Below are 24,537 nucleotides of genomic sequence, written 5' to 3' on the forward strand. Positions count from 1 at the left end.
ATGAGCAGACCCGATTCGCACTCATGCCCGGTAGACCTCGGCAAGAATGGCGTCGGCACCATCGGCCAGCAGGCGCTGAGCCAGGGTGTGGCCGAGTGCCTCGCCATCGGTCAGGGGTCCGCGGATCTCGTCCCGGATCACCTGGGTGCCATCCGGGCTTCCCACCAGGCCGCGCAGCCAGATCTCGTCCCCCTGCACCAGGGCATAGGCACCGATAGGCACCTGACAGCCTCCCTGCAGGGCACGGTTCATGGCGCGCTCGGTCAGCACCCTGATCCGGGTCTCGGTGTGTTCCAACGGTGCCAGCAGGGCGTGCAGCTCAACATCGTCCAGACGACACTCGATGCCGACGGCACCCTGGCCGTTGGCGGGCAGGCTCTGCTCCGGCTCGATGAAGGCGGTGATGCGATGGGCCATCTCCAGCCGTTTCAGGCCGGCGGCGGCGAGTATGATGGCGTCGTACTCGCCGGCATCCAGCTTGGCGAGGCGGGTATTGACGTTGCCGCGCAGGTCGCGGATCACGAGATCAGGGCGGGCGGCCCGCAGCTGGCACTGGCGGCGCAGGCTGGAGGTGCCGACCACGGCCCCTTGGGGCAGCTCGTCTATCTGCTTGAAACGGTTGGAGACGAAGGCATCGCGCGGGTCTTCGCGTTCACAGATGGTGTGCAGGCCTAGCCCCTCGGGGAACTCCACCGGTACGTCTTTCATGGAGTGGACGGCGATGTCGGCCCGACCTTCCAGCATGGCAGTCTCCAGCTCCTTGACGAAGAGCCCCTTGCCGCCGACCTTGGCCAGCGGGGTATCCAGGATCTTGTCACCCTGGGTGCTCATGGGGACCAGTTCGACTCGTAGATCGGGATAGAGAGCTTCCAGCCGATCTTTTACAAAGTTGGCCTGCCACAGGGCCAGTGGGCTCTTGCGAGTGGCAATTCTCAGGGTTCGGGCTGCCATATCAATCAGTTGTTTCATCTTTAGTGAGGAAAACGATCTTACCACCCTTTGCATGGGCTTTCATGACGCAGCCGGCAAAAGCGGGGCCAAGCTCAAAAACGGTCGCTGAAAATAATTTTCACGCGGTCATTATATGATGGCAACTAATTGAAAATATTATTTTTTATTGCTTTCTACTGATACCGTTACGGGGCGTGCCAGAAATAATCCGGTGATTGTGTGCGGGCTTGTTTACCACTGCTGTTTGCATTGTTAACATGATCACACTTTTTTGACGTCTCCCCGTTTTGGTGCGTCATTTCTCTTCCCCATAGGTAGGGCATTGCTGGTAAAACTGGACACGCTGGTGGCGCGCTACGACGAGCTGAATCGTCTCAAGACGCAACGAGCGTTGGATCTCATGAGTCGCTACGGGCAGCAGGTCTTCCAACTGCTGCCTGTGATGCTGCACTTCAATCATCCCCTTCTGCCTGGTTATGTGGCAGGGGACGTGCCTCATGGTATCTGGAGTTTCGTCGCCAACGAGGCCCAGCAGGCCTTCATCCAGGATCTGTGCCAGAACGCCAACTGTCAGGGCGGCCTCAGCACCCACGACAAGTCGATCCAGGGTCTCTACTCCATGGGCAGTACCTCCTCCATCGGTCAGTGCTGCCACTCAGATCTCGACATCTGGGTCTGTCACGTGGCCGGTCTGTCGAGTGAGCGCCTCGCCCTGCTGGAGCAGAAGTGCCAGCACCTCTCTCTGTGGGCCGAGCAGCGCGGAGTCGATCTCAACTTCTTCCTGATCCCCGAAGACAAGTTCCGCCAGCGCAACGATGCCCAGATGCAGGGGGAGAGCTGCGGCAGCGCCCAGCACCTGCTGCTGCTCGACGAGTTCTATCGCAGTGCCATGCACATCGCGGGCAAGCGGCTGCTCTGGTATCTGGTGCCGGCCGAATATGACGATCACTACGACGACTACGTCAACGGCCTGTTCGCCCATGGCAAGTTGAGCCAGGACGACTGGCTCGATCTGGGGGGCTTTGACCGCATCCCCGCCGAGGAGTACTTCGGCTCCGCCCTGTGGCAGCTCTACAAGGGCATAGATTCCCCCTACAAGGCGGTGCTCAAGTCGGTGCTGATGGAGGCCTACTCCCACGAGTATCCCAACACCCGGCTGCTGTCGGTGACCAGCCGCGACTGGTTCCAGCACAACGAGGGGATGCACTACCGACTCGACAACTACTGCCTGATGCTGGACAAGGTGACCAACTACCTGAAATCCATCGGCGACATGCAGCGCCTGGATCTGGTGCGCCGCTGCTTCTATCTGAAGGTGTGTGACGGCCTGAGCCACCCCAAGGAAGATCACTCCCCGGACTGGCGCCGGGAGCAGATGGCCCAGCTGGTGGCCTACTGGGGCTGGAGCCCGGAGCGGCTGCATCACCTGGATCATCGCCAGGAGTGGAAGGTCGAGGACGTCAAGGTGGCCTACGCCGAGTTGCTGGAGGCCCTGATGCAGAGCTACCGCAACCTCATCCAGTTCGCCCGGCGTAACAACATCAGCGAGTCCATCAATCCGGAAGACATCGGCATACTGTCGCGCAAGCTCTATGCCGCCTTCGAGAGCCTGCCGGGCAAGGTGCAGCGGATCAACCTCAAGATAGCGCCGGATCTCGGCGAGCCGGATCTCAGCCTGGTGCAGGTGCCCCACGGTCGCCTGAATCGCGCCGGCTGGTATCTCTACAAGCATTCCCTGGAGCCCGCCGACATCATCGGTCGGGCGCCGCTCGAATATAATGGCTACATCAGCAAGCTGGTGGCCTGGGCCTATTTCAACGGCCTGCTTACTCCCCAGTCCCGGGTGCACCTGTTCAATCAGGGCTCGGATCTGCACATCGACAATCTGCACCAGTTCTGCCGCGATCTCTCCGGCACCTTCCCGGTCAAGTATCCCCGCGCCACCAACCTGGCGCTGAGCCGGCCGTGCGAGATCCGCCAACTCTCCATCTTCCTGAACCTGGAGACGGACCCGTCAAGCCACTGGGTGGGGCAGGTGATCGAGTTCGATGCCAATGCCGCCGACGTCTTCTCCTTCGGCCGCAACCAGGAGTGCCTGGTGGGTTCGGTGGATCTCGTCTATCGCAACTCCTGGAGCGAGATCCGCACCCTGCACTTCGAGGGAGAGGAAGCGGTGGTGGATGCCCTCACCACCATACTCGGCAAGATGCACCAGGATGCCGCCGCCCCCGAGATGATAGAGGTGTTCTGTTACAGCCAGCACTTCCGCTCCCTGGTGCGTACCCGCTTCCAGCAACTGGTGGCCGAGTGCATCGAACTGCGCCTGGCCCGGGACAAGCAGCAGTTGGTCAAGACGCTGGCGCTGGGGAAAGAGAAGTACGGCATCTTCTTCGAGCGGCGCGGGGTGTCGGTGAAGAAGCTGGAAAACGCCATCGACTTCTACCGCCACATCTCCCACAACAAGCTGGATCACCTGCCGCTGCGCCTCGACAAGACCCACAGCCAGCATCTGCCCGGCATTGTCGATGCCTACGCGAGCGAAGGGCTGGTGCAGTTCTTCTTCGACACCCGGGATGCGGGCACCAACATCTATATCCTGGACGAGGCGAATCGGGTGGAGATCTACCAGCACTTCGCCGGCAACAAGGATGAGTTGGTGCAGGGAGTTAACCGCTTCTACACCTCGGGCCACGAGCGCTTCAGCGATGCGGGCCAGTTCAGCAACTTCAACCTGCCCCAGTATTACGAGATCGTGCAGATGGGCGACAAGCTGGAGGTGATCCCCTACCGCAGCCAGAGTCCGCAGCGGGACAATCCGGGGGCGGCCCGGGAAGTCGGGTGATGTGCCGGGCACATCGCCAACGGGATGAAAGCAAACGGCCTGCTGATGCAGGCCGTTATCGTATCCGCAGTGCGGGATCAGGCGCCGAGGCGGGCCAGCAGCCAGCGACGGATCTCGTCGAGCTGGGGGCGGCAGATCTCGTGGCGCATCGGGTACTCGTGCCACTCTGGGCTGAGTCCCGCCGCTTCCAGACGGTTCTTGGCATCCCAGCCCATGGAGAGGCTCACCACGTCGTCATAGATGCCGTGCATGTAGCAGATGGGCAGGGCGCGGGCGGCCTCGCTCATCTCCTCGACCAGTTGCTCGGGCGCCGCCAGATAGGTGGACATGCAGAGTAGGCCCGCCAGCTTTGCTTGATAGCGCAGGGCGGTGAAGGAGGCGATGACCCCGCCCTGGGAGAAGCCGGCCAGCACGATATGCTCGGGAGCGAAGCCCTCGGCTACCAGCTGATCCAGCAGGGCTGCGATACGATCGGCGGACTCGCGCACATGGGACTCCACGGCGCGATCCGCCGGATCCTCGAAGCTCTTGATGTCGTACCAGCCGCGCATCTTGTAGCCCATGTTGATGGTAATGGGCCGCTCGGGCGCATCGGGCAGCAGATGGCGGACGGGCAGGTCGGTGGGCAGGGCCAGCGCTTCCACCAGCGGGGCGAGGCCTGCACCGGAATCCCCCAGCCCGTGCAGCCAGACCACCGCGTGACGGGCGCCCTGGGGATGCAGATCCATCATGGAGGGCTCTGCCATCATGGGAACCGGACGGGCTCGCCCGCCTGGGTGGTGCAGGCCCGGGTCAGCAGAGCCTTGAGCTCGTCGCCAAAGCGGTTGTCGATCCAGCTGTCACCGCGCAGCTCGAAGTGGAAGCCGTTCTCCCGGGTGGCCACCCAGATCTGGTGCAGGGGCTCCTGCTTGTTGATGATGACCTTGGTCTTGTTCTCGAAGCTTAAGGTCAGCACACCGCCGGCCCGCTCGCAGTCGATATCCGGATACCCCTCGTCGATAACGTCTTCCACATACTGGAAAAAGGCGTCGGTCAGGGCGTGATACTCGTGATCCTTCATCGGTTTATCCTGTTGCTTTTAACAATGTGAGTGCGATTATAGAGGGCCAAAAATTTTTTCGCAGCGAACCATTATGATTACCCAGTTCACCAAGTGCCTGTTTGCCGCGTCGCTGTCGTTCGGGTTGGCCGCCTGCGGCCTGACGGGGCCGCTCTACATGCCACCGGCCGAGCAGCCCGTCTCCACTGAGCAAACACCGGCACAGCCCAAGACAGAGAGTACACCGCAAGCCGCCTCGCCTGCGACCGCCAAACCGGCCTCCGAGGCCGCGCCGCAATAATCTAGGAAGGAACCGCCCCCTTGGATCACTTTAACTACGATGCCGACGGCCAGCTTCAGGCCGAGCAGCTTCCCCTGCAACAGCTCGCCGACCAGTACGGCACCCCGCTGTATGTCTACTCTCGCGCCACTCTTGAGCGCCACTGGCACGCCTTCGATCAGGCAGCGGGCGACATTCCCCATCTGATCTGCTACGCGGTCAAGGCCAACTCCAACCTGGCCCTGCTCAACCTGCTGGCGCGCCTGGGCTCGGGCTTTGACATCGTCTCCGGCGGGGAGCTGTCACGGGTGCTGGCGGCGGGGGGAGATCCGGCCAAGGTGGTCTTCTCCGGCGTCGCCAAGAGCGAGGCCGAGATGCGCCTCGCGCTGGAGAAAGAGATCCTCTGCTTCAACCTGGAGTCGGAAGCCGAGCTGGAGCGCCTGAACCGGGTCGCTGGCAGCATGGGCAAGAAGGCGCGGGTCTCGGTACGGGTCAACCCGGATATCGATGCGGGCACTCACCCCTATATCTCCACCGGCCTCAAGCAGAACAAATTCGGTATCCCCATCGAGCAGGCGCCTGCCATCTACCGCAAGGCGGCGGCCATGACCCATATCGAGATCAAGGGGGTGGATTGCCATATCGGCTCCCAGCTCACCGAGCTCAATCCCTTTATGGAAGCGGCCGACAAGCTGCTGAAGCTCATTGACGAGCTGGCGGCCGAAGGCATCCACATCCATCACCTGGACGTGGGCGGGGGTCTCGGGGTCAACTATGGCGCCGAGCAGCCGCCGCATCCGACCGAGTACGCCGAGGCGCTCAAGCAGAAGCTGGCGGGCCGGGATCTGACCCTGCTGTTCGAGCCGGGCCGCGCCATCGTCGCCAACGCCGGCGTGCTGCTGACCCGGGTCGAGTTCTTGAAGCCCGGCGAGACCCGCAACTTCGCGCTGATCGACGCCGGCATGAACGATCTGCTGCGCCCCTCCCTCTACGGCGCCTGGATGAACATCATCGAGGTGGACAGCCGCACGACCCACGAGAAGGCGCTGTATGACGTGGTCGGCCCGGTGTGCGAGACCGGTGACTTCCTCGGCAAGGAGCGTACCCTGGCGATTGCCGAGGGCTCCCTGCTGGCGGTGCGTTCCGCCGGGGCCTACGGTTTCACCATGTCGTCCAACTACAACACCCGTCCCCGTGCGGCCGAGGTGCTGGTGGACGGTGACCAGGCCCATCTCATCCGTGAGCGGGAACAGTTGGCCGATCTCTGGCGCGGCGAGCACCTGCTGCCGTGAGCCAGCCACAGGAACGCAAGACGGTGACAGATTTTTCCAGGATCCATGGGGCTGTGGACGACCTTCGTGACGGCCTGAACTGCGCAGGGAAAGAAGATGTTGATTGAGTTTTCCAAAATGCATGGCCTGGGCAACGACTTCATGGTGGTGGACGGCGTCACCCAGAAGGTGTTCTTCAGCAACGACGTCATCAAGAAGCTGGCGGATCGCCACTTTGGCATCGGCTTCGATCAGCTACTGCTGGTGGAGCCGCCCTATGATCCCGAGCTCGACTTCCATTACCGCATCTTCAATGCCGATGGCAGCGAGGTGGAGCAGTGTGGCAACGGTGCCCGCTGTTTCGCCCGCTTCGTGCGCCTCAAGGGGCTGGTCAACCGGGATCGCATTGCGGTCAGCACGGCCCGTGGCCGCATCACCCTGCAACTGGAGGGGGAGAACCAGGTCACGGTCAACATGGGGGTGCCCCAGTTCGAGCCGGGCAAGATCCCGTTCCGCGCCCAGAAGGCGGAAAAGACCTACCTGCTGCGGGCGCAGGATCACACCGTGATGTGCGGTGCCGTCTCCATGGGCAATCCCCACTGCGTCATCGAGGTGCCCTCGGTAGCCGATGCACCGGTGGAGACCCTGGGGCCCATCATGGAGCGCCACGAGCGTTTCCCCGAGCGGGTCAACGTCGGCTTCATGGAGATGGTCAGCGCCAGCGAGATCAAGTTGCGGGTGTTCGAGCGCGGGGTGGGCGAGACCCTGGCCTGCGGTACCGGCGCCTGCGCGGCCGTGGTGATCGGCATCAGCCAGGGCAAGCTCAGGGAGCGGGTCACCGTCACCCTGCCGGGTGGCAAGCTGACCATCGCCTGGAAGGGGCCGGGTCAGCCGGTCTACATGACGGGCCCGGCCGAGCATGTCTTTGATGGCCAGATAGAGCTGTAAGCCAGTGAGCGGGCCAGTCGAGCATATGACGGGCCCGGCCGAGCACGTGTTCGACGGCCAGATAGAGTTATAGGCATCGAGCGGGGACCTCCTCCGCGCAGCCAAACGGTAATGTCGGGGCCCTGTGCCCCTTTTTCGGATGGATCAACCAAGTTATGAGCGAACTCAAACGGCAGGAGTCACTGTTGGACGAAGCCACAGTGCTGGAGTACCTGGCCCGTTACCCCGAGTTTTTCCAGCGCCACGGGGCCATGCTGGACCGGATCCGCATTCCCCATGAGCACAAGGGCACCATCTCCCTGGTGGAGCGCCAGCTGGACAGACAGCGCGAGCGCATCGAGCAGCTGGAGCAGGAGATCACCGAGTTGATGGGGATCGCCAGCGAGAACGAGCGGATCTTCCGGGTCTATGCGGATCTCTATGGCGAGTTGTATGGCTGTCAGACCCTGTTCGAGCTGAGCGCCGTGATGGGCAAGGCGTTCGTGCAGCGGTTGCGGCTGACCGGCCTGCGCCTTTGGCTCAGCCCGAAGAAATTCCAGCTGACTGGCCCGGAGCAGCGCTTCCTGGCGGACGGCAAACAGCTCGACCAGTTGCTGGGCCAACGACTGCCCGGGACGGATTACTACTTCGGGCGGCTCAACCAGAGCGAGAAGCAGGCACTGTTTGGCAGCGACGTGCTGGTCAACTCAGTGGCCCTGATGCGGCTCGGGGATCTCGGCGTGCTGGCTTTCGCAAGCTCGGACCCCAGCCACTTCACCCCCCACAACGACACCCTGCTGCTGGGTCAGCTGGGCCGTCTGCTGCAGATGCGTCTGCCCGAGCTGGTTCGTGGCTAAGGCCCCCCTTCCTGCCGCCGACCCTCTGCCCCCCGCCCTGGCGGGGGAGCTCACGGCCTTTATCGAATACCTGAGGGTCGAGCGCCAGCTCAGCCCCCACACCCGCAGCAACTATCAGGCCCATCTGGAGGCGATGGCCGCCGAGCTGGTCAGGCTGGGGGTCGATGACTGGGCCCGGCTCGAGGCGAGCCAGGTGCGCAGTCTGGTGACCCGGATGCACAAGGCCGGTCTGGCCCCCCGATCGCTCGCCACCAAGGTATCCGCCCTGCGCAGCTTCTGCGACTGGCAGGTGCGCCAGGGGCGGCTCCCTGCCAACCCGGCCCGGGGCATCGTCACCCCCAAGCAGGGGCGGCCGCTGCCCAAAAACCTCGACGTGGACGAGATGTACCAGCTGCTCAACATCACCGACGAGCAGGATCCGCTGGCGGTGCGGGATCGCGCCATCATGGAGCTGATGTACTCCTCCGGCCTGCGCCTCGCCGAGCTGGTGGGGCTCAACCTCGCGGACGTGAAGCTCGACGAGCGCCAGCTCAGGGTTACCGGCAAGGGGTCGCGGGAGCGGGTGCTGCCCATGGGCAGGATGGCGGTGGAGTGGTTGCACAAGTGGCTCAAGGTGCGGCCAGCGCTGGCGGGGGACGAGGGGGAGGCATTGTTCGTCTCCAAGCGCCGGCAGCGGCTGTCGGCCCGCTCGGTACAGGAGCGGCTCGACGGCTGGGGCAACAAGCAGGCCCTCAATGCCCATGTCCATCCCCACAAGCTGCGCCACAGCTTCGCCACCCACATGCTGGAGTCCTCCGGGGACCTGCGGGCGGTGCAGGAGCTGCTGGGCCACGCCGATCTCTCCACCACCCAGATCTATACCCACCTCGACTTCCAGCATCTGGCCAAGGTGTATGACAGCGCCCACCCCAGGGCCAAGCGGGATCCCGACACCCCGGAAGATGAGTGACAGCAGGGAGCCCAGGCGCTCCTGTTGATGACGCAGAGGAGAATGCATGCATTTTTACCGTCGCTGGCAGCCGGTAGCCGCCATCTCGTTCGATCTTGACGACACCCTCTATGATAACGGCCCCGCCATAGCGCGGGCCGAGCAGTGGATGCTGAGCCACCTGCGCAGCGAATACCTGGCCACTGCCATGCTGGACAAGCCGCGCTGGCTCGAGCTCAAGCGCAACCTGCTGCTGGCCCGGCCCGAGCTGGGCCAAGACGTCAGCCTGGCGCGCCAGCACGGCATCCGCGAGGCCATGGTGCAGGGGGGCATGGCCGCCTCCCTGGCGGAACAGGAGGCGCAGCGGGTGTTCGCCGGTTTTCTGGCCGAACGCTCTAAGATCGCGGTGAGCGAATCGACCCATCGGCTGCTGACCAGACTGGCGGAGCGCTACCCTCTGGCGGTCATCACCAACGGCAACCTGGATCTGGTACAGGCCGGGCTGAGCGACTACTTCACCCTGGTCTGCAAGGCAGGGGCGGGGGCCAGGATGAAGCCGGCGCCGGACATGTTCGTGCAGGTGCAGCAGACCCTCGGGCTCGCCCCCGGCCAGATCCTCCACGTGGGGGATCATCCCGAGACGGACGTGCTGGGGGCCAGGCTGCACGGCTTTCGAGCCGCCTGGCTCAACGAGCGCCGGCTGCCCTGGCAGTCACTGAGGTTGCTGCCGGATGTGGAGCTCGCCACCCTAGACGAGCTGGACGGGCTGCTGCTCTGATCCACCCCGAGCGGCAGAGAAAGAGGTGCACAGGCGAGGCCATTTATTTATCCTTGGCGCGGACTGACAAGGGAGTGCAGGGCGTGAGTGGAATGAAGAGTGTCATCTGGTTGGCCATCCCCATGGTGCTGGCGGGCTGCGATCTGTTTCGCGACCACTACCGGATGGAGTTTCGGGATGGATCCTGGCGAGATATCGCCATTTCGCCTTTCTCGGATGAGGCCCGCTGGCGTGAGGGGTGCGCCACCGGCGAGATCCTGGTGGACATGACCCTGCCCCTGAAGCGGGGCAAGGTGGTCGATGGCCGTGAACAGCTGTTGATCGGCGGCGAGCTGTTCGAGCTGGAAGAGGCCCGGCTCTATCGCGGCAACGGCATGGTGCTCGGGCAGGCTCCTGACCATGTCCAGCGGGGCCTCAAGGGGCTGGATGTCTGCCGTACCCTGCGCCCCGATCGCGGGGCCCTGCCCAAGTTGAAGGGCAAGGGGTTCGGCGACTAGCCCGCCCGCTGCCGATATTGGCGACAGGCGTCGCCGAAGGCGCGAAACAGCTTGATGGAGTGGGGGTTCTCTTTCGCCTTCCACTCCGGGTGCCACTGCACCGCCAGGGTGAACTGGGGCAATCCGGGGGCATGAATGGCCTCTATCAAGCCATCCTCGGCATGGGCCAGCGGCGCCAGCCCCTTGCCAAGCCGCTTGATCCCCTGGCCGTGCAGGGAGTTGACCGGGATCTGCGCCTCCCCCATCAGGTCGGCAAACCAGCTGCCGGGCACCAGGCTCACCTGGTGGCTGTGGCCATATTGCTCTTCTACCGGATCGTCCGCATCCTCCCTGTGATCCGCATAGCCGGGCTCGCAATAGACCTTCTGATGAATGTCCCCGCCGAGCGCCACGTTGATCTCCTGCATGCCGCGGCAGATGCCGAGCAGGGGCAGTCCCCGATCGATGGCGGCGCGCACCAGAGCTATGTCGAACAGATCCCTGTCTCTGTCCTGGGCCTTCTCCGGGGTCAGGTTCTCCTGGCCGTAGAGGGCGGGATCTATGTTGGATCCGGCCCCGCTCAGGTAGACCCCATCGGCGAGATCCAGATACTGCTCCAGATCAGCTGTCCCGCAGCAGGTCGGCACCAGCAGGGGCACGCAGCCGCTAATCTCCACCAGGGGGGTGATGTATTTGTGGGTCATGACCTGGTAGGCATGGCCGCTGCGGGCCTGGGCCCCCATGGTCATCAGCACGACGGGTTTGGAACGGGAACTGGGGTTGGGCATAGGTCACCTTGGCTATCCTTGGCGGTCTCATCCTGCGCCTTGGGAAGGCCCTTGCCGCCTCACGCTCGCAAGGGCATGCCTCAAGGCATGGTCATGGGATCAGGGTCATGCTGCAGTGCCAGAATCGTCGGTCAGCCTGGGCGATGACAGCCTGGATCCCGATCCCAGTCTGCCAAGGCCGTTCAATATGTCAAACGAAATGATGCCGCAATGTTAATTTTGATGATGGAAAAGCCAGCTTGAGTCCCTTTATAAGGGGCTTTAGCCGCAGTTGGTGGGCTTCTGGGAGAAAGGCGTGGTGGATATATTAAACATTCGACCCTGATGGCCGGATAGCAGAAGGGGCCCGCAGGCCCCTCGTCGATTCAGGCATTGAGGATGAACTGCTCAATCACCCTGGCCACGCCGTCCTCGTCGTTGCGGGCTGTGGTGTGCTGTGCCAACGCCTTGATCTCGTCGGTGGCGTTGCCCATGGCGACCCCGAGTCCGGCATATTCGATCATGTGGCGGTCGTTGCCCGCATCACCCACCGCGATGACCTGGGAGGCGTCCAGGCCCAGGTGCTCGGCCAGGGCGGCCACGCCGGTGCCCTTGTTGCTTCGCTTGTTCATGAACTCGAGGAAGTAGGGGGAGCTGCGCACCACTGTGTAGCGTTCATAGAGTTCTGCGGGCAGCTGGGCGATGGCGCGGGAGAGCTGGGGCTCGGGGTCTATCATCATCACCTTCATGATCTGCTCGTCGGCGGGCAGGGTGGCGAAGTCCACCAGGTTGATCGGCATCTTGATCAGTCGGGACTCGTGCTCGGTGTAGGTGCTGACTCTAGGGCTGATGAGGCCCTGGCGGACGGAGAAGCCGTGGACGTTGACCCCCAGCTCAAAGGCCAGATGGGCGATGGCGCTGGCATCGCTGCCGGTTAGCAGCTGGCTGCGCAGGATGCGTTGATCCGCGACCTGTTGCACCAGGGCGCCGTTGTAGCAGATGACGTAGTCATCCTGACCGGTGAGGCCGAGTTCGGCCAGATAGGTTGTCATGCCCTCCAGCGGGCGGCCCGAGGTCAGTACCACGGTGACGCCCTGGGTGCGGGCGGCCGCGATGGCGGCATGGGTGCGGGGGGTTATTTGACCGTGCGGGTTCAGCAGGGTGCCATCCATATCCAATGCGATCAGCTTGTACATCTTCTCACTACCTGAGTCTGGCCGGCCCGCCCTATGGGGCCAAGGGGAGGCCGAGTGTAGCGAAAATCGCCGCCGGGATCACGAGTTGAAGGGTTGCATGGGCGGTGCTGACTCTGACTGACGCCTTTCAGTGCTGGCCCTCGTAAGGGGTCAGTTGCAACTGGTCTTCCCGGATGGCGAAGTGGATGGGGCCGTGCTCGATGTCGACCCGGCTGTGGTAGTGGGCCATCTCCACCTCGACACCGGGGAAGAGGCGCTGGGTGGCGATGATCTCCATGTTGGCCATCAGCGCCTGCAGCGCTTGCTGCGCCTCGGCAAGCTGCTCGTCGAGGGACTTGCTCTCATCCAGCTGGCGGGTGCGCAGCGCCTTGATCTTCTGCAGGGTCTCGGGATTGCGCTTGTCACGGGGCAGTTGCAGCAGCCGCAGGATGAGATCCTGCAGCTTGTCGATCTGCTCCCGGCAGGCCTGCTTGCGCTGGCGCAGGGCCTGCTCCTGCTCCTTGTGGCTGAAGTAGCCGCCGAGGATCTGCAGCCGGGTCCGGTTCGCCGCCGAGGCCCCGAGCACCGGTGCCATGATGAGCCGGTTGGCGATGTTGACGCCGCCGATCAGGTGCCCCTTGCGCATGGCGCTGTCCCCGACCTTGAGATCCTGGCCGCTGCGGCAATAGCTGTGGCTGAGCTGGCTCTGGATATGGATGTCGCCGTCTGCTTCCAGCCTGGCGTACTGGGCATAGCTGGCGTGGATCTCGCCCCCGGCGCAGAGGTGGCAGAGGTATTCGTCCCCCTCCAGCTTGCGCCCTATGATGCCGTTGCGCACCGTGATGGTGCCGCCGGATTCGATATAGCCCCCTTCGACGAAGCCCCCTATCACCACATCGCCACTGGTCTTGATCCGCATGCCGGGCATGACATCCCCGGTCACCAGCAGGGAACCCTCGAACTCGACGTGACCGTGGCGGATATCGACCTGTTTGACGCTCAGCACCTCGTCCACCCTCATGCCGGCCCGCTCCTGGCACGGTAGCCCGGCGCGGGTCGCCAGCAGTAGGTCCGGATCCTCGGGGGAAAAGCAGGTGCCTTCTCCCGCCGTCATGGCGCTCTCCTTGCCGGAGCGGGCCGCCAGCACCTGGCCCGTCACGGTGAAGCCATCTATGCCCTGGGTGGCCGGGTGGCGCCGCATCAGGGGGGCGCCTGCCTTGACGGTGAGCAAGGTGCCGAGATCGCGCATGTCTACCCTGCCATGGTCCAGTTCCTGGGGTTTCAGGATCCGCTCGGCTGCGGTCTCCACCAGTCGCTCCAGGCGGGTATCCAGGCCGTGTCTGGCCGCCTTGCCCAGGGCGATGACGGGGTTGAGCCGGGTGCCGGGGGCGGCCTCGCTGGCGGCCTTGATGGCGGCGGCGAGCAGCTGCTCGCTCACTCCCTGCTTGACCGGGCTCGCCGCCACGGCCTCCTGCAACTGCGCCAGGGTGAGGGAACTGCCGCCCCAGTCGGCGGTGATCTGGGCGCTGGCGCTCATCTGATCCTTGTCGATCAGGATCAGCAGCCGGGCATCCTGCCGCTGGGCGATGGGCACGGGCGGGTGAGAGGGGGCATCAGGCTGGGTCAGCAGGGTGTTGAGCAGGGTGACGGCCTGCCGGATCCCCTCGCCGAGGGGTTGATAGCGTCGGCAGTTGGAGAGCCGCAACAGGGCCAGGACATGGTGCTCCTGAACGGGCTCGGTGAGACCCGGGGTAATGCGCAGACAGACATAGGTCATGTCTGCCGACAGCTGAAACCACTCTTTGCTTAACACCGGGATCCTCCTTCGTTGTCCCGATCCGGCCAACCTCCCTGTGGCCGGGGGCGGGATCCTTGCCAAAAGCCAATGTCATCAGGGCGGCCCAGAACCGCAGTATTCTGGCATTTCTTCTTCCGGGTCAACGAGCCGAGTGCAAATGGGTGAGCCGGGTTGGGGAAATTGTGTCTGACGGCGGGTGACGGTGCCGTGATGACTTGTTTGGTGTCAAATGAGGTGTGTTTGGCGGTATCTGCTGACTATTTCACCGAAAGCGGACCCCGATGGGTATCAGGTTCAGGGTGGCGATACGATTCACCTTGCCAGAGGCGGTTCAAGGGATTTTAATCTGCCGCCGTCCCGAGGCGCTGATGCGGGTCGCTACCGATCATACTGCCCTCTTGTCCAACCGAACGAGCCCCATGACCGCCCAAGGCCACCTGCTGTTTTCCGTCACCTGCGCCCTGCTTGCCCACAAGGTCGAACTCACTCCGGCTCTGGCCGAAGGCAGCCTGTGGCACATAGTGCCCATGGCCCTGGCCAGCGCGCTGCTGCCAGACCTCGATCACCCCCAGTCCCTGCTCGGTCGGCAGCTGCCCTGGATCTCGGGGCCCCTCTCCCGCCTGTTCGGCCATCGCGGCTTCACCCACAGCCTGCTGGCGGTCGGTCTGGGGATATGGGGGCTGGCGCAGTTTCAGGTATCCGGCCCGCTGTCCGGCGTGATGAAGGACGCCCTCATCGTCGGCTACCTCAGCCACTTGCTCGGGGACTGGCTCACTCCCATGGGCATTCCCCTGCTCTGGCCCTGGCGACGGCGCTTTCGGTTGCCCGGCCTGCCCCTCAAGAGCGGCGGGGGCTATGAGAAGGCCTTCTGCCTGCTGACCCTGGCGCTTGCCGGGTACTGGGTGCATGGGAATGGGGGCTTAGGCGCCTTCTAGCCCGGTATCAGTCGATGCGGCTGGCGGTTCTGGTCAGGGTGAGGTAGTCGGCGAGCACCGGCAGCCCCTGCAGGTGGCGGCGCAGCATGTCGAGGGCGGCGAAGGCGAGGATCCGGCGGGCGCTCTCGGGATCCGGGTGATTTAGCTTCACCCGCTGGCCGATTCGCTGCCCGTCTGCGCACAGCAGCAGCGGCACGCCGTCGGGGCCCGCACTGCCTATGGTCAGGCTGGGCTCCCGTCCGCTGCATGTCAGATGGTCGAGCTCGCAGGGGAGGCTATGGCTGAAGCTGGCCTCCAGCCCCGGATGCGGGTGGCACATGGCCAGCAGGGCACCCCGGCTCTCCCCTTCTTGCAGGTACAGCGGCCTTGCCCCCAGCAGGGACAGGATCTGCTGCGCCGGCTCCTCGTTGCCCTGTCCTACCAGCCAGGGGGTTATCTCCCCGAGCAGGCGTGCCTCGGCAGCATCCATGTCGGCGGCGCTGGCGCCGTGGCCGATGAGTTTCAGCTCGATGAGGGGCATGGAGGAGCGGTAGCCGAGCTCGATGCCCGCAGGCCAGGGCGCCGCATCCAGCTTGTCCGAGAGGGCGGATTCCGAGATGCCGAAGGTGTAGAAGCGGCGCAGCTCGGTGTCCGTCTCTTCCCCCGCCAGCGCCTTGAGGCGGGGCAAAATCTGCTCGCGCACCATCTGCTTGAACTCGAACGGCACGCCCGGAGTGAAGAAGAGCCGGCTCTGGCCGTGGCTGGCCGGGTGGTTGACCACGAAGCCGCAGGCGGTGCCTACCGGGTTGTCTAGGATCTCGCAGTCCCGGGGCAGCCAGGCCTGCTTGGTATTGCTCTGGGCCATGGTGCGGCCCCGGCTGGCGTAGCGCTCGGCCATGGTGGCGAGCCAGTCGGGGAACAGGGTCAGGGGCTGGCCAAAGGCCTCGGCCGCAGCCTGGGCGGTGAGATCATCCGCGGTGGGGCCGAGCCCCCCGCACACCAGCACCACCTCGGCCCGGCTGGCACTCTCCTGCAAGGCGGCCTTCAGATCGGCGAGGTTGTCCCCCACGGTCAGGCGGCGACGCACCTGCCAGCCTTGCTCCAGCAGCAGGGCGCTGAGCCAGGCGGCGTTGGTGTCCACCACCAAGCCGGTCACTATCTCGTCCCCCGTGCTGATGATCTCGATACGCATGCAGGCTCCTTGGGTGGTGAACCCCGATCAGGGTTTGTTGTGCTCGAAGTAGTAGCTGATCCGGGTGCGCGGGTTGAGGTACTCGAACACCGCCGGCGGCAGTCGCTTGGGGTGGATCACCTTGGCAATCGTCAGCTCGGCCTGCTCGAGATCTATGATGGCCGCCTCCTGGCGCGGGATGCGGGGGTCGTACACCAGCACGGCGGGGTAGAGCAGGCGGGAGGCGTTGACCGACATCACCAGCCCGACCTGGCCGTTGGAGAGCTGTACCACGCTGCCGGGGGGATAGATGCCCATCAGCCGGATCAGCATGCCGAGGTGGTCGGCGTTGAACTGAGCCTTGCGCTGCTTGTAGAGGTTGCCGAGGGCGGAATAGGGCACCTTGGCCTGCAGGTGGCAGAGGTTGTCGTACTCGTTGATGAGGGACACTATCTGGGTCAGCGGGTCGAGCTGATCCCCCCTGAGCCCCTGTGGCCCGCTGCCGTCAAGGTACTCGTGATGGTACTGCACGATGCGCTTCGCCGGCTCGGGGAAGCCACTGGTCAGGCTCAGCAGCTCCAGGCCGTAGCGCGGATGCTGGGCCATCAGGTTCTGCTCGGGTTTGGTCAGAGGGCCTGTCTTGCGCAGGATCTGGCTCGGGATCTTCAGCTTGCCGATGTCGTGGAACAGGGCTCCCATGCCGACCTGACGGATCGCCTCGGCCGGCAACTTGCATTCTCTGGCCAGCAGCATGCTGAGCACGCTGACGTTGAGGGAGTGGAACTGGAGGTTATTGCCGTCCGCGCTGTCGGAGACCAGGTGCAGCACCATCTCGTCTACCGACAGCAACTGCTCCGTCATGGCGTTGATCAGCTCCTGGGCCTCATTGATGGCATTGAGGGGACGGGACTGGATCTTGCCCATCAGGTTGCGCACCTGGGCCAGGGACTGCTGAAAATGCTTCTCGCACTGTTGCAGATCCCGGCGATAGCGCTGCAACTGCTCGATGCGTCTGGTCTTCTCCTGCTGCATCTCCTGCTGGCGGCCGACCAGATCGTCCGAACCATCCGGTGCGGGTTGCACCTGATCGAGGGGCTTGGGGGGGGCGTCGCTCTTGTCGGGAATGATGGTCACCAGCTTGAGGCCGAGCCGGCGGATGAGCTCTATCTCCTCTTCACTCTTGAGTTTGAAGCTGGAGAACAGGAAGGGGTGCTCACGCCACCCTAGTGGCAGGGAGACATAATTGCCGACTTGCAGCCGGTCTACCGAGATCTTGATTCCTGTCATGGGGTTGGGCACGAGAGACACACAGAGCCGTATGCTAGTCAAAGGCAGGGGTGAATACAAAAGGTATCTGATGACAGGATGAGTGCTTTATTATAGGCTTCTAGATGTCCAGACATATTTACCGATGCAGTACAGGGAGTCAGCATGCCGATCAAGATCCCGGACCAGTTGCCCGCCGCCGAAGTGCTGGGGCAGGAGAACATCTTCGTGATGACGGAATCCCGGGCCGTCACCCAGAACATCCGTCCGCTGCGGGTGCTCATCCTCAACCTGATGCCCAAGAAGATAGAGACCGAGATCCAGCTGATGCGGATGCTCTCCAATTCGCCCTTGCAGGTGGACGTGGATCTGCTGCGCATCGACGATCGGGAGTCGAAGAACACGCCCCAGGCACACCTCGAGAACTTCTATCACGATTTCGAGCAGGTCCGTGGCAACAACTACGACGGCATGATCATCACGGGGGCGCCGCTCGGGCTGGTGGAGTTCGAGGAGGTGGTTTATTGGCCGCGCATCGTCGAGATCATCGAGTGGTCCCATCAGCATGTGACCTCCACCCTGTTCCTGTGCTGGGCGGTGCAGGCGGCGCTCAAGGCGCTCTACGGCATGGAGAAGCAGACCCACGGCGAGAAGCTGTCCGGGGTCTATCGCCACCACCGCCTTGATGAGCACGAGCCGCTGCTGCGTGGCTTCGATGATGAATTCGTTGCGCCCCACTCCCGCTATGCGGCCTTTGATGGGGATCTTATCCGCGCCCATACCGATCTGCAGATCTTCGCCGAGTCCGAGGAGGCCGGTGTCTATCTGGCGGCGACCAAGGATTGCCGCCAGGTGTTTGTCACCGGCCACCCCGAATACGATGCACTGACCCTGGACGGGGAGTACCGGCGGGATCTGGCGGCGGGCCTCACCCCCGTCATCCCGGTCAACTACTACCCGGGCGACAATCCCGATCAGACGCCGCGTGCCACCTGGCGCAGTCACGGTCACCTGCTGTTTTCCAACTGGCTCAACTACTACGTCTATCAGCTCACCAGCTATCGGCTGGAGGACATCGGCAAGGTGTTCACTTACGAGCAGCCCAAGGGCTAGATGTAGGGCCGGCTCACCGGCTATGGTCGGAGGAGATCGGCAAGGTGCTCACTTGTCAGCAGCTCAAGGGTCAGGGCTTCCTTCAGTCGGCCCCGGCCAGTCGTCGTCCCCGGGTGTCGAGCCAGTGACGGTGGCAGGCCAGGGTGAAAGCGCCGGGCCGCCGGGCCCGGATGATGGCCATGGCCTCCAGCTGGGGCTGGCCCTGGGCCATCAGCAGCAGGGCCGCCACCAGCCCGGTGCGGCCGCTCCCTCCGTGACAGTGAATGGCCAGGTGCCTGCCCTCGCGCAGCAGGGAGATCAGTTGCGGCAGCACGGGGAGCCAGGCTTGCTCGAAGGCTTCATTGGGGGCCTCATCGTCCGCTATGGGCAGGTGGAACCAGGCCATGCCCCTGGCCTTGACCTGTGAGCCGAGAGAGCCTGCACCGCGTGCGGCCAGCTCATCCTTCGTCATCAGCGTGAGCACACCGCCGGCACCGGCCAGTTGCAACTGAGCCAGGGCGAGCGGCAGGGCAACCTGCTGGTTGCCGGGGCAGGGAGTGAGCAACAGCTGGCCGTCGAGGCGCGGGACCTCCAGGCTCCAGAAGGGGTGGGCACTGAGCATGAGGATCCTTGTCGGTGCTGAGCGGGTGTCAAACGAACTTGTTGGCCCCCTGTTTGAGTGCGGCACAGCATAGAGGCGCTGGGGACGATGTCAATCTGCGTTGTGTTCGGCCCGGTTTACGGGCAGAGTCTAAAAAAATTGAGCGATGGAAGGAGTAGAGATGAGAAACCTGGATCAACTGGACTTGGACATCCTGGCCCATCTGTTTCGCGATGCGGGCATGACCAACAAGGATTTGGCGGCCCTGGTCGGGGTGGCTCCCTCCACCTGTCTGGAGCGGGTGCGCAAGCTGCAACAGGACGGGGTGCTGAAGGGCGCTCACTGCGAGGTGGATTATCAGGCCCTGGGCGGCCATATCCAGGCCATGGTCTCCCTGCAGCTGGCGCGTCACAGCCGGCAAATCATAGATGCGTTTCGCGATGCCATCCTGGCGTTGCCCGAGGTGATCAGCCTGTTTCACATGGGTGGCAAGGATGATTTCCTGGTGCACCTCTGCGTCGCCGACACCGAGCACCTGCGCAATTTCGTGTTCGATCACTTCACCTCCCGGGAAGAGGTGGTACACCTCGAGACCTCTCTGGTGTTCGAGCACAGATTCAGCCGCTCCCTGCCCTGCTTCACCCACCCCTGACAACAAGTGGGTGCCGGCCCTGAAGTAGGTCTGCATCATTTCAACCGGCCTTGAGCCCCTTGAGACCGAAACGAGAAAAGCCAATGAGTCGCCTCATTGGCTTTTTGCCTTGAGTGATGTTCAGGGTCTGGTCGGCTGGATCTCCTTGGGCTCCAGCGTGATGACCGCATTGCCGGCGGCACCGGGATACTGGTGGTAGCTCTGGTCCTGCTCCAGGGTGTAGAAGGTATCGAGATAGTCGTCGTTGTTGGTCATCCAGGAGTCGGGCAGCGCCTTGACGATGCGACCGCCTAGGTCGAGGAAGGGCAGGGCTTCCGGCACGCCGCCTGCGGTGAAGCCGAGCTTGAGGGCCTCGATCAGCAGGGCGCTCAGCTCCTTGTAGTTGACGTTGTCATCCTGCTCCATCATGACGAGGTCGACGGCGCCCCAGCGATAGCGATCCCAGTACACCAGGATCTGGTTCGGGGTGTAGTCGGTGTTGTCATGGTCGAGATAGGGCATGTCGACTATGTCCACCACGGGTTCGTCCCGACCGGGATTGACCCCGGCCACGACGGCGTAGACCTCGGCGGCGCCGAGCAACCAGGGTTCCTGATCATCGCTGAGCCTGATCTTCTTGAGGATGCTGGTCTTGAGGGGGGCCGTGTTGCCGCCGACACGGGGGGCCACCTGCATGTCGGCGGCAGCCAGCGCCTTGCGCATCACCTTCAAGCCGGCATTCTTGGCCTTGACGGGATCGGCCTCCACTACCAGTACCGGTCGTGCCGGTGGCTGGTTTACATCGAGGTAGACCGGGTTGCCGGCGCTGTCGAAGGCTTCGATGGCACTCCAGCTCTTCTCATCTCCGCTCGGCACGTAGGCAACCAGGGGGTCGACTCCTTGTTGCAGTGCGGCAGCCTGCTCCGGGTTGGCCAGTCGCAGTTGCATCAGCTGCTTGATCTCGCCGTCCAGCCCTTGCCGGCTGATGGCGGCCTGGTTGGCATCGCTGGCCTGCCGCTTGAGGCGTGGACTCGCCTTTTGCAGCAGGTTTGGCAGCGGGCTCTGGTACTCCTGATGGGCGAGCAGGGGTAGCAGGTTCTTCTGTTGCAATGCGAGCTGGCGTGCCAGCTCCCTGTCCGTGTCGGCGGCATGGGCACTGGCGGTACCCAACAGGGTCAGCAATAAAATGACAGCCTGATTCCTCATTCTTCTTCTCCAGTATTGAGTCTGACAGCGGCGCGTATCGGGAAGAATCTGCGCCTCCTTCTCACTAAACGGGAATGGGGTTCGCCTGTGAACCACCTTTGCCGAATTGTGTGCAGCGTCTCACTGGAGTCTCCCCAGATGGTCAGGTCAGGCGCGGAGGCGGTTGACTTGATGCAGCGCCACGCCGACCAGCAATCCCCAGCAGGCAGAGCCGACACCGAGCAGGCTGATCCCCGAGGCCGTGATGAGGAAGGTGAGCAGCACGGCTTCCCGCTCTTCATCCTGCTGCAGTGCCGCGTGCAGGCTGCTGCCTATGGTGCCGAGCAGTGCCAGCCCGGCCACGCAGGTCACCAGAGCGGTGGGAAAGGCGCTGAACAAGGCGACCACAGTCGCTCCGAAGCAACCGGTCAGCAGGTAGAAGCAGCCCGCCCACACGGCGGCAGGCCAGCGGCGAGCCGTGTCGGGATCCACCTCCTTGCCCATGCAGATGGCGGCCGTGATGGCGGCCAGGTTGAAGGCGTAACCACCAAATGGGGCCAGCAGCAGGCCGGTAAGACCGGTCCAACCGATCAGGGAAGAGGTTGCCGGTTGATAACCATGGGCACGCAGGATAGTAATGCCGGGCATGTTTTGCGACGTCATGGTGACGAGGAAAAGCGGCAGCGCTATCCCCAGCAAGGCGTTGATGGAGAAGGTTGGCGAGATCCATACCGGACTGGAGAGTTGCCAGTGGACCTCGGCAAGCTGCAGCTCGCCCCTCAGGGTGCAGAGCAGCATGCCGGCACCCAGGACCAGCACCATGGTGTAGCGGGGCCAGAGGTGGCGCCCAAGCAAGAACGCTAGCAGCGAGGCGCCAAGCAGCAGGGGATCCTGTGGGGCGACTTTGAATAGATCCAGCCCGAATCTGAGCAGCACACCGGCCAGCATGGCGGCGGCCAGGGGCGCTGGAATGTGGCGCATCAGCCTGTCGAACCAGCCGCTGATGCCACACAGGGTGATCAGCAAGGAGGAGGCGATGAAGGCACCGATGGCTTCCGACAGGCTGAAATTGCCCAGGCTGGTGATGAGCAGGGCGGCCCCGGGGGTAGACCAGGCGGTCAGCACGGGTATGCGGTAATAAAGGGAGAGGCCGATGCAGCTCACTCCCATGCCAATACCCAACGTCCATAGCCAGGAGGATACCTGGGCGGCATCGGCACCAGCGGCGGTGGCCGCCTGAATGATCAGCACAACCGAACTGGTATAGCCAACCAGAACGGCGATAAGGCCTGCGACCAGATGGGGGAAAGCAAAGGGCATGGTGACTTCCTTGTGTATGTCGATAGCTTGTGCGTTATTACGTACAATATGACTTTGACTATAACCTTGTGCGCTATAGCGCACAAGGTGACATACCGCATTCGGGAGAGGGCGTATGCAGGAGATGAATCGACATCTGGCTCAGCGATTGAAAGGGCTGCGCAGCGAACTGGGGTGGAGTCTGGATGTGGCTGCCCGTGAGACCGGGGTGAGCAAGGCCATGCTGGGGCAGATCGAGCGGGGGGAATCCAGCCCGACGGTGGCGACTCTGTGGAAGATCGCCACCGGGTTTCGGGTCTCCTTTTCCAGCTTTATCGAGCCGACCCCGGCAGTGGCGGGGGAGACGCTCTATCGCACCGCCGATGACATTCGCCAGCAACCGGCGGGCGAAGGCATGCAGGTGGCGCCGCTGTTTCCCTATGAAGGCCGCTTCGGTTTCGAGTTGTTTGAATTGACCCTGCTACCTGGCTATCAGCGGGAATCGGAACCCCATGAGACCGGGGTGACCGAGCATGTCATCGTCATCAGCGGGGTAATGGAGGTGCTGGTCGATGGGCAGTGGCGTTCACTGGAGCAGGGGGAAGCCGTTCGCTTCGTCGCCGACCGCCCCCATGGTTACCGCAATTTGGGAATAGCCCCGGCCGTTTTTCACAATTTGATCCACTATCCCGCCACTCGTGCCTGATGGCTAGCCAGGACGACCGTCCACTCTGGGGCGGGTCAGGATGGGGGTGTAAACCCAGACAAACAGACCATAGGCCGCTATCCAGCTCCAGCCGCTCAGGTTCCATCCCGTCAGCGTCAAGGTAGGCCAATACAGAGGGATCAAGACCCGCACGAGCGCAGAGACGATCACCAGAGCGAATGCCATGGTGATCCTGCGCCCTACGTGCAGGGCTCTGCCGCTGTGACCGAGCGACACTCTGGCAATCATTCCGAGGATCATGGTGCCCATGCAGCCAGCACTGAGCAGGTGACTGGCCAGCGACAAGCTGAGGGGCAGCCCAGCAGCCTGAGCCGTGAGGGCGAGCAGACCAAGGGGAATAAACAGGTAAGCCAGGTGCAGCGACCATAGCAGGGGGTGTACCAGGGTGTCACCGGGTTGCCAGCGCAGTTGCCTGCACAGGTGCAAGCCAGCCGCCACTATATATAGAGGCATCGTATATAAAGAGTTGGCCCATGAGCCGGGCAGAAGTAGCCAGAGCAGCAGGATCAGCCAGAGAGAGGCCAATGCCCCGCGCTCCAACCAGGGGCGGGGAGGTGCCTTCTCCTGACCCGTGCCTCTGGCTGTAAAGAAGGGAATGACCCGTCCACCCATCACGGCAATCAGGGTAGTGAACAGCAGTACCGTCGTGATCAGCAGATGTTCCACTGTGTTCCAGTCATCTCGCCATAACCAAGTGGCGCCATTGAGCAGCGTCAGTATGAGGAGCAAGGGGACAAAGAAGAGGTTGCGCCATTGGCGTGTCATGATGATGGGCTTGGCGAGGAACCAGGCACAGAGCGGTAGCCAAGCCAGATCCAACGCCATCAGAATGATATTGTCTTCTCCCAGCCAGGGTAGCAGGCACCTTGGCAGCGCCCACAATCCCACGACCAACGCTAATGGCCAGCTGCGAACGCCGGGATGAGCCGTCCAGTTCTGGACAGCAGTCAACAGAAACCCCGCGACGATGGCGGCGCCAAAGCCGAACAACATCTCATGAGCGTGCCACCAGATGGGATTGCCAATACCGGGCAGAGCGAACCAGCCGTTAAGCTGCCCCAGCCAGCCCAACATGGCTAGGCAGGAAAACAGAGCTCCAAGCAGGAAGAAGGGACGAAACCCCAGACGGAACAGCGGGACTATCTGCTCTTCCTTGTGGCTATCGAGGATCTGGTGCATGACAGCGACCTTAATTGAGTATTTGAAAAGCCAATTATAAAGTGGCTTTTCAAATACTCAATTTAAATCCAGTCAATGCCGATTTAGGAATCGGAATGGCTGAAAAGAGAACGACTTGCTGTAGAACTGAGCGAACAAACGGTTAAGGTAAAAAAGCCCTTGTCATCCCGGCGCGGCTCCCTATAATGCGCCCCTACCAGCACGGCGGAACACGCCAAACTGATGAGCCAGCTTCCTTGTGAAGCAGGCGCCGAAAGAAAAGCGAAAACAATCGCTTGACTTTCGAAGTGAGGAGCGTAAGATGCGCCTCCTCAGCGCGATAAGCGTGACGCTCTTTAACAATTTGAATCAAGCAATCTGTGTGGGCACTCACAGCATCGAAC

The 24,537-nt window shown here is 63.0% G+C and carries 24 protein-coding genes; 12 read left to right on the forward strand and 12 right to left on the reverse strand.

Going from position 1 to position 24,537, the window contains the following annotated elements:
* Positions 1-21 precede the first annotated feature (21 nt).
* On the reverse strand, positions 22-951 hold the full coding sequence (gene hemC / locus ACB039_RS18965) for a hydroxymethylbilane synthase (RefSeq protein ID WP_182310278.1): 930 nt from the start codon (positions 949-951) through the stop codon (positions 22-24).
* A 322-nt stretch (positions 952-1,273) separates the two neighbouring features.
* Here hemC and ACB039_RS18970 point away from each other — a divergent pair, with 322 nt between their 5' ends.
* Positions 1,274-3,793, forward strand: a complete 2,520-nt coding sequence (locus tag ACB039_RS18970) for a class I adenylate cyclase (protein WP_263685758.1) — start codon at positions 1,274-1,276, stop codon at positions 3,791-3,793.
* A 77-nt stretch (positions 3,794-3,870) separates the two neighbouring features.
* Here the strand turns inward: ACB039_RS18970 and ACB039_RS18975 are convergent, their stop codons facing one another.
* Entirely contained in the window at positions 3,871-4,524 is a 654-nt protein-coding gene (locus ACB039_RS18975) for an alpha/beta hydrolase (RefSeq protein WP_042649021.1), read from the reverse strand.
* A gap of 14 nt (positions 4,525-4,538) precedes the next feature.
* Positions 4,539-4,853, reverse strand: a complete 315-nt coding sequence (gene cyaY / locus ACB039_RS18980; protein WP_005330957.1) for an iron donor protein CyaY — start codon at positions 4,851-4,853, stop codon at positions 4,539-4,541.
* Between the two features lie 73 nt (positions 4,854-4,926).
* Here cyaY and ACB039_RS18985 point away from each other — a divergent pair, with 73 nt between their 5' ends.
* From ACB039_RS18985 to ACB039_RS19015, 7 genes are all read left to right on the forward strand, one after another.
* Complete coding sequence (locus ACB039_RS18985; RefSeq protein ID WP_025325500.1) at positions 4,927-5,133, forward strand: lipoprotein; 207 nt, start codon at positions 4,927-4,929, stop codon at positions 5,131-5,133.
* Between the two features lie 20 nt (positions 5,134-5,153).
* Positions 5,154-6,404 (forward strand): diaminopimelate decarboxylase, encoded by a 1,251-nt coding sequence (gene lysA, locus ACB039_RS18990; protein ID WP_161507598.1) that lies wholly within the window; start codon positions 5,154-5,156, stop codon positions 6,402-6,404.
* Between the two features lie 96 nt (positions 6,405-6,500).
* The gene (gene dapF, locus ACB039_RS18995) at positions 6,501-7,331 is read left to right on the forward strand and encodes a diaminopimelate epimerase (RefSeq protein ID WP_025325502.1); all 831 of its coding nucleotides are present in this window, start codon (positions 6,501-6,503) and stop codon (positions 7,329-7,331) included.
* A 155-nt stretch (positions 7,332-7,486) separates the two neighbouring features.
* Positions 7,487-8,167 (forward strand): DUF484 family protein, encoded by a 681-nt coding sequence (locus ACB039_RS19000; RefSeq protein ID WP_161507597.1) that lies wholly within the window; start codon positions 7,487-7,489, stop codon positions 8,165-8,167.
* Complete coding sequence (gene xerC / locus ACB039_RS19005; protein WP_041206763.1) at positions 8,160-9,116, forward strand: tyrosine recombinase XerC; 957 nt, start codon at positions 8,160-8,162, stop codon at positions 9,114-9,116. The genes ACB039_RS19000 and xerC overlap by 8 nt, the downstream gene beginning before the upstream one ends.
* Positions 9,117-9,162: 46 nt before the next feature.
* Positions 9,163-9,873 (forward strand): HAD-IA family hydrolase, encoded by a 711-nt coding sequence (locus ACB039_RS19010; RefSeq protein WP_161507596.1) that lies wholly within the window; start codon positions 9,163-9,165, stop codon positions 9,871-9,873.
* Positions 9,874-9,965: 92 nt separating this feature from the next.
* Entirely contained in the window at positions 9,966-10,370 is a 405-nt protein-coding gene (locus tag ACB039_RS19015; RefSeq protein ID WP_005327724.1) for a hypothetical protein, read from the forward strand.
* Here ACB039_RS19015 and ACB039_RS19020 read toward each other — a convergent pair.
* The 3 genes from ACB039_RS19020 to ACB039_RS19030 all read right to left on the reverse strand — a co-directional run bounded on the left by ACB039_RS19020 (position 10,367) and on the right by ACB039_RS19030 (position 14,104).
* On the reverse strand, positions 10,367-11,137 hold the full coding sequence (locus ACB039_RS19020; protein ID WP_371166221.1) for a gamma-glutamyl-gamma-aminobutyrate hydrolase family protein: 771 nt from the start codon (positions 11,135-11,137) through the stop codon (positions 10,367-10,369). The genes ACB039_RS19015 and ACB039_RS19020 overlap by 4 nt on opposite strands.
* Before the next feature lie 365 nt (positions 11,138-11,502).
* Positions 11,503-12,312, reverse strand: coding sequence for a sugar-phosphatase (gene yidA / locus ACB039_RS19025; RefSeq protein ID WP_043130614.1), 810 nt, complete (start codon positions 12,310-12,312; stop codon positions 11,503-11,505).
* A 127-nt stretch (positions 12,313-12,439) separates the two neighbouring features.
* A complete protein-coding gene (locus ACB039_RS19030) occupies positions 12,440-14,104 on the reverse strand; it encodes a FapA family protein (RefSeq protein WP_371166222.1) in 1,665 nt (554 codons plus the stop codon).
* A 404-nt stretch (positions 14,105-14,508) separates the two neighbouring features.
* Between ACB039_RS19030 and ACB039_RS19035 the strand changes: the two genes are divergently transcribed.
* A complete protein-coding gene (locus ACB039_RS19035; protein WP_005327731.1) occupies positions 14,509-15,024 on the forward strand; it encodes a metal-dependent hydrolase in 516 nt (171 codons plus the stop codon).
* Positions 15,025-15,031: 7 nt separating this feature from the next.
* Here ACB039_RS19035 and ACB039_RS19040 read toward each other — a convergent pair whose 3' ends face one another.
* Both ACB039_RS19040 and ACB039_RS19045 read right to left on the reverse strand, forming a co-directional pair.
* Positions 15,032-16,195, reverse strand: a complete 1,164-nt coding sequence (locus ACB039_RS19040) for a competence/damage-inducible protein A (protein ID WP_371166223.1) — start codon at positions 16,193-16,195, stop codon at positions 15,032-15,034.
* Positions 16,196-16,222: 27 nt separating this feature from the next.
* The gene (locus ACB039_RS19045; RefSeq protein WP_270824863.1) at positions 16,223-17,461 is read right to left on the reverse strand and encodes an HD-GYP domain-containing protein; all 1,239 of its coding nucleotides are present in this window, start codon (positions 17,459-17,461) and stop codon (positions 16,223-16,225) included.
* A gap of 144 nt (positions 17,462-17,605) precedes the next feature.
* Here ACB039_RS19045 and metA point away from each other — a divergent pair, with 144 nt between their 5' ends.
* Positions 17,606-18,553, forward strand: a complete 948-nt coding sequence (gene metA / locus ACB039_RS19050; RefSeq protein WP_005327747.1) for a homoserine O-succinyltransferase — start codon at positions 17,606-17,608, stop codon at positions 18,551-18,553.
* A gap of 82 nt (positions 18,554-18,635) precedes the next feature.
* On the opposite strand, the gene ACB039_RS19055 is transcribed toward metA, so the two are convergent.
* Positions 18,636-19,154 carry a tyrosine-protein phosphatase gene (locus tag ACB039_RS19055; protein ID WP_371166224.1) on the reverse strand — a complete coding sequence of 173 codons (519 nt, stop codon included), beginning with the start codon at positions 19,152-19,154 and terminating at the stop codon, positions 18,636-18,638.
* A 160-nt stretch (positions 19,155-19,314) separates the two neighbouring features.
* On the opposite strand from ACB039_RS19055, the gene ACB039_RS19060 reads away from it, so the two are divergent.
* A complete protein-coding gene (locus tag ACB039_RS19060) occupies positions 19,315-19,785 on the forward strand; it encodes an Lrp/AsnC family transcriptional regulator (protein WP_025325515.1) in 471 nt (156 codons plus the stop codon).
* A 120-nt stretch (positions 19,786-19,905) separates the two neighbouring features.
* On the opposite strand, the gene ACB039_RS19065 is transcribed toward ACB039_RS19060, so the two are convergent.
* Complete coding sequence (locus ACB039_RS19065; RefSeq protein WP_371166225.1) at positions 19,906-20,970, reverse strand: DUF3103 family protein; 1,065 nt, start codon at positions 20,968-20,970, stop codon at positions 19,906-19,908.
* 147 nt (positions 20,971-21,117) lie between these two features.
* Complete coding sequence (locus ACB039_RS19070) at positions 21,118-22,269, reverse strand: benzoate/H(+) symporter BenE family transporter (protein ID WP_371166226.1); 1,152 nt, start codon at positions 22,267-22,269, stop codon at positions 21,118-21,120.
* 115 nt (positions 22,270-22,384) lie between these two features.
* Between ACB039_RS19070 and ACB039_RS19075 the strand changes: the two genes are divergently transcribed.
* The gene (locus ACB039_RS19075) at positions 22,385-22,954 is read left to right on the forward strand and encodes a helix-turn-helix domain-containing protein (RefSeq protein ID WP_005327753.1); all 570 of its coding nucleotides are present in this window, start codon (positions 22,385-22,387) and stop codon (positions 22,952-22,954) included.
* Positions 22,955-22,957: 3 nt separating this feature from the next.
* On the opposite strand, the gene ACB039_RS19080 is transcribed toward ACB039_RS19075, so the two are convergent.
* Positions 22,958-24,154 (reverse strand): NnrS family protein, encoded by a 1,197-nt coding sequence (locus ACB039_RS19080; protein WP_371166227.1) that lies wholly within the window; start codon positions 24,152-24,154, stop codon positions 22,958-22,960.
* Positions 24,155-24,537: the final 383 nt, after the last annotated feature.

Origin of the sequence: Aeromonas sp. S2(2024) (assembly GCF_041402505.1) — a bacterium.
In the GTDB taxonomy this organism is placed as follows: domain Bacteria; phylum Pseudomonadota; class Gammaproteobacteria; order Enterobacterales; family Aeromonadaceae; genus Aeromonas; species Aeromonas media.

Coding starts and splice junctions, on each gene's coding strand:
- ACB039_RS18975 (WP_042649021.1), bottom strand. CDS start 4,524: ATGATGGATCTGCATCCCCAGGGCGCCCGTCACGCGGTGGTCTGGCTG.
- ACB039_RS19065 (WP_371166225.1), bottom strand. CDS start 20,970: ATGAGGAATCAGGCTGTCATTTTATTGCTGACCCTGTTGGGTACCGCC.
- cyaY (WP_005330957.1), bottom strand. CDS start 4,853: ATGAAGGATCACGAGTATCACGCCCTGACCGACGCCTTTTTCCAGTAT.
- ACB039_RS19020 (WP_371166221.1), bottom strand. CDS start 11,137: ATGCCCAACCCCAGTTCCCGTTCCAAACCCGTCGTGCTGATGACCATG.
- dapF (WP_025325502.1), top strand. CDS start 6,501: ATGTTGATTGAGTTTTCCAAAATGCATGGCCTGGGCAACGACTTCATG.
- ACB039_RS19000 (WP_161507597.1), top strand. CDS start 7,487: ATGAGCGAACTCAAACGGCAGGAGTCACTGTTGGACGAAGCCACAGTG.
- ACB039_RS19070 (WP_371166226.1), bottom strand. CDS start 22,269: ATGCCCTTTGCTTTCCCCCATCTGGTCGCAGGCCTTATCGCCGTTCTG.
- ACB039_RS19055 (WP_371166224.1), bottom strand. CDS start 19,154: ATGCTCAGTGCCCACCCCTTCTGGAGCCTGGAGGTCCCGCGCCTCGAC.
- ACB039_RS19015 (WP_005327724.1), top strand. CDS start 9,966: ATGAAGAGTGTCATCTGGTTGGCCATCCCCATGGTGCTGGCGGGCTGC.
- ACB039_RS18985 (WP_025325500.1), top strand. CDS start 4,927: ATGATTACCCAGTTCACCAAGTGCCTGTTTGCCGCGTCGCTGTCGTTC.
- ACB039_RS19060 (WP_025325515.1), top strand. CDS start 19,315: ATGAGAAACCTGGATCAACTGGACTTGGACATCCTGGCCCATCTGTTT.
- ACB039_RS19040 (WP_371166223.1), bottom strand. CDS start 16,195: ATGCGTATCGAGATCATCAGCACGGGGGACGAGATAGTGACCGGCTTG.
- ACB039_RS19075 (WP_005327753.1), top strand. CDS start 22,385: ATGCAGGAGATGAATCGACATCTGGCTCAGCGATTGAAAGGGCTGCGC.
- metA (WP_005327747.1), top strand. CDS start 17,606: ATGCCGATCAAGATCCCGGACCAGTTGCCCGCCGCCGAAGTGCTGGGG.
- ACB039_RS19045 (WP_270824863.1), bottom strand. CDS start 17,461: ATGACAGGAATCAAGATCTCGGTAGACCGGCTGCAAGTCGGCAATTAT.
- ACB039_RS19035 (WP_005327731.1), top strand. CDS start 14,509: ATGACCGCCCAAGGCCACCTGCTGTTTTCCGTCACCTGCGCCCTGCTT.
- ACB039_RS19080 (WP_371166227.1), bottom strand. CDS start 24,154: ATGCACCAGATCCTCGATAGCCACAAGGAAGAGCAGATAGTCCCGCTG.
- hemC (WP_182310278.1), bottom strand. CDS start 951: ATGGCAGCCCGAACCCTGAGAATTGCCACTCGCAAGAGCCCACTGGCC.
- ACB039_RS19010 (WP_161507596.1), top strand. CDS start 9,163: ATGCATTTTTACCGTCGCTGGCAGCCGGTAGCCGCCATCTCGTTCGAT.
- yidA (WP_043130614.1), bottom strand. CDS start 12,312: ATGTACAAGCTGATCGCATTGGATATGGATGGCACCCTGCTGAACCCG.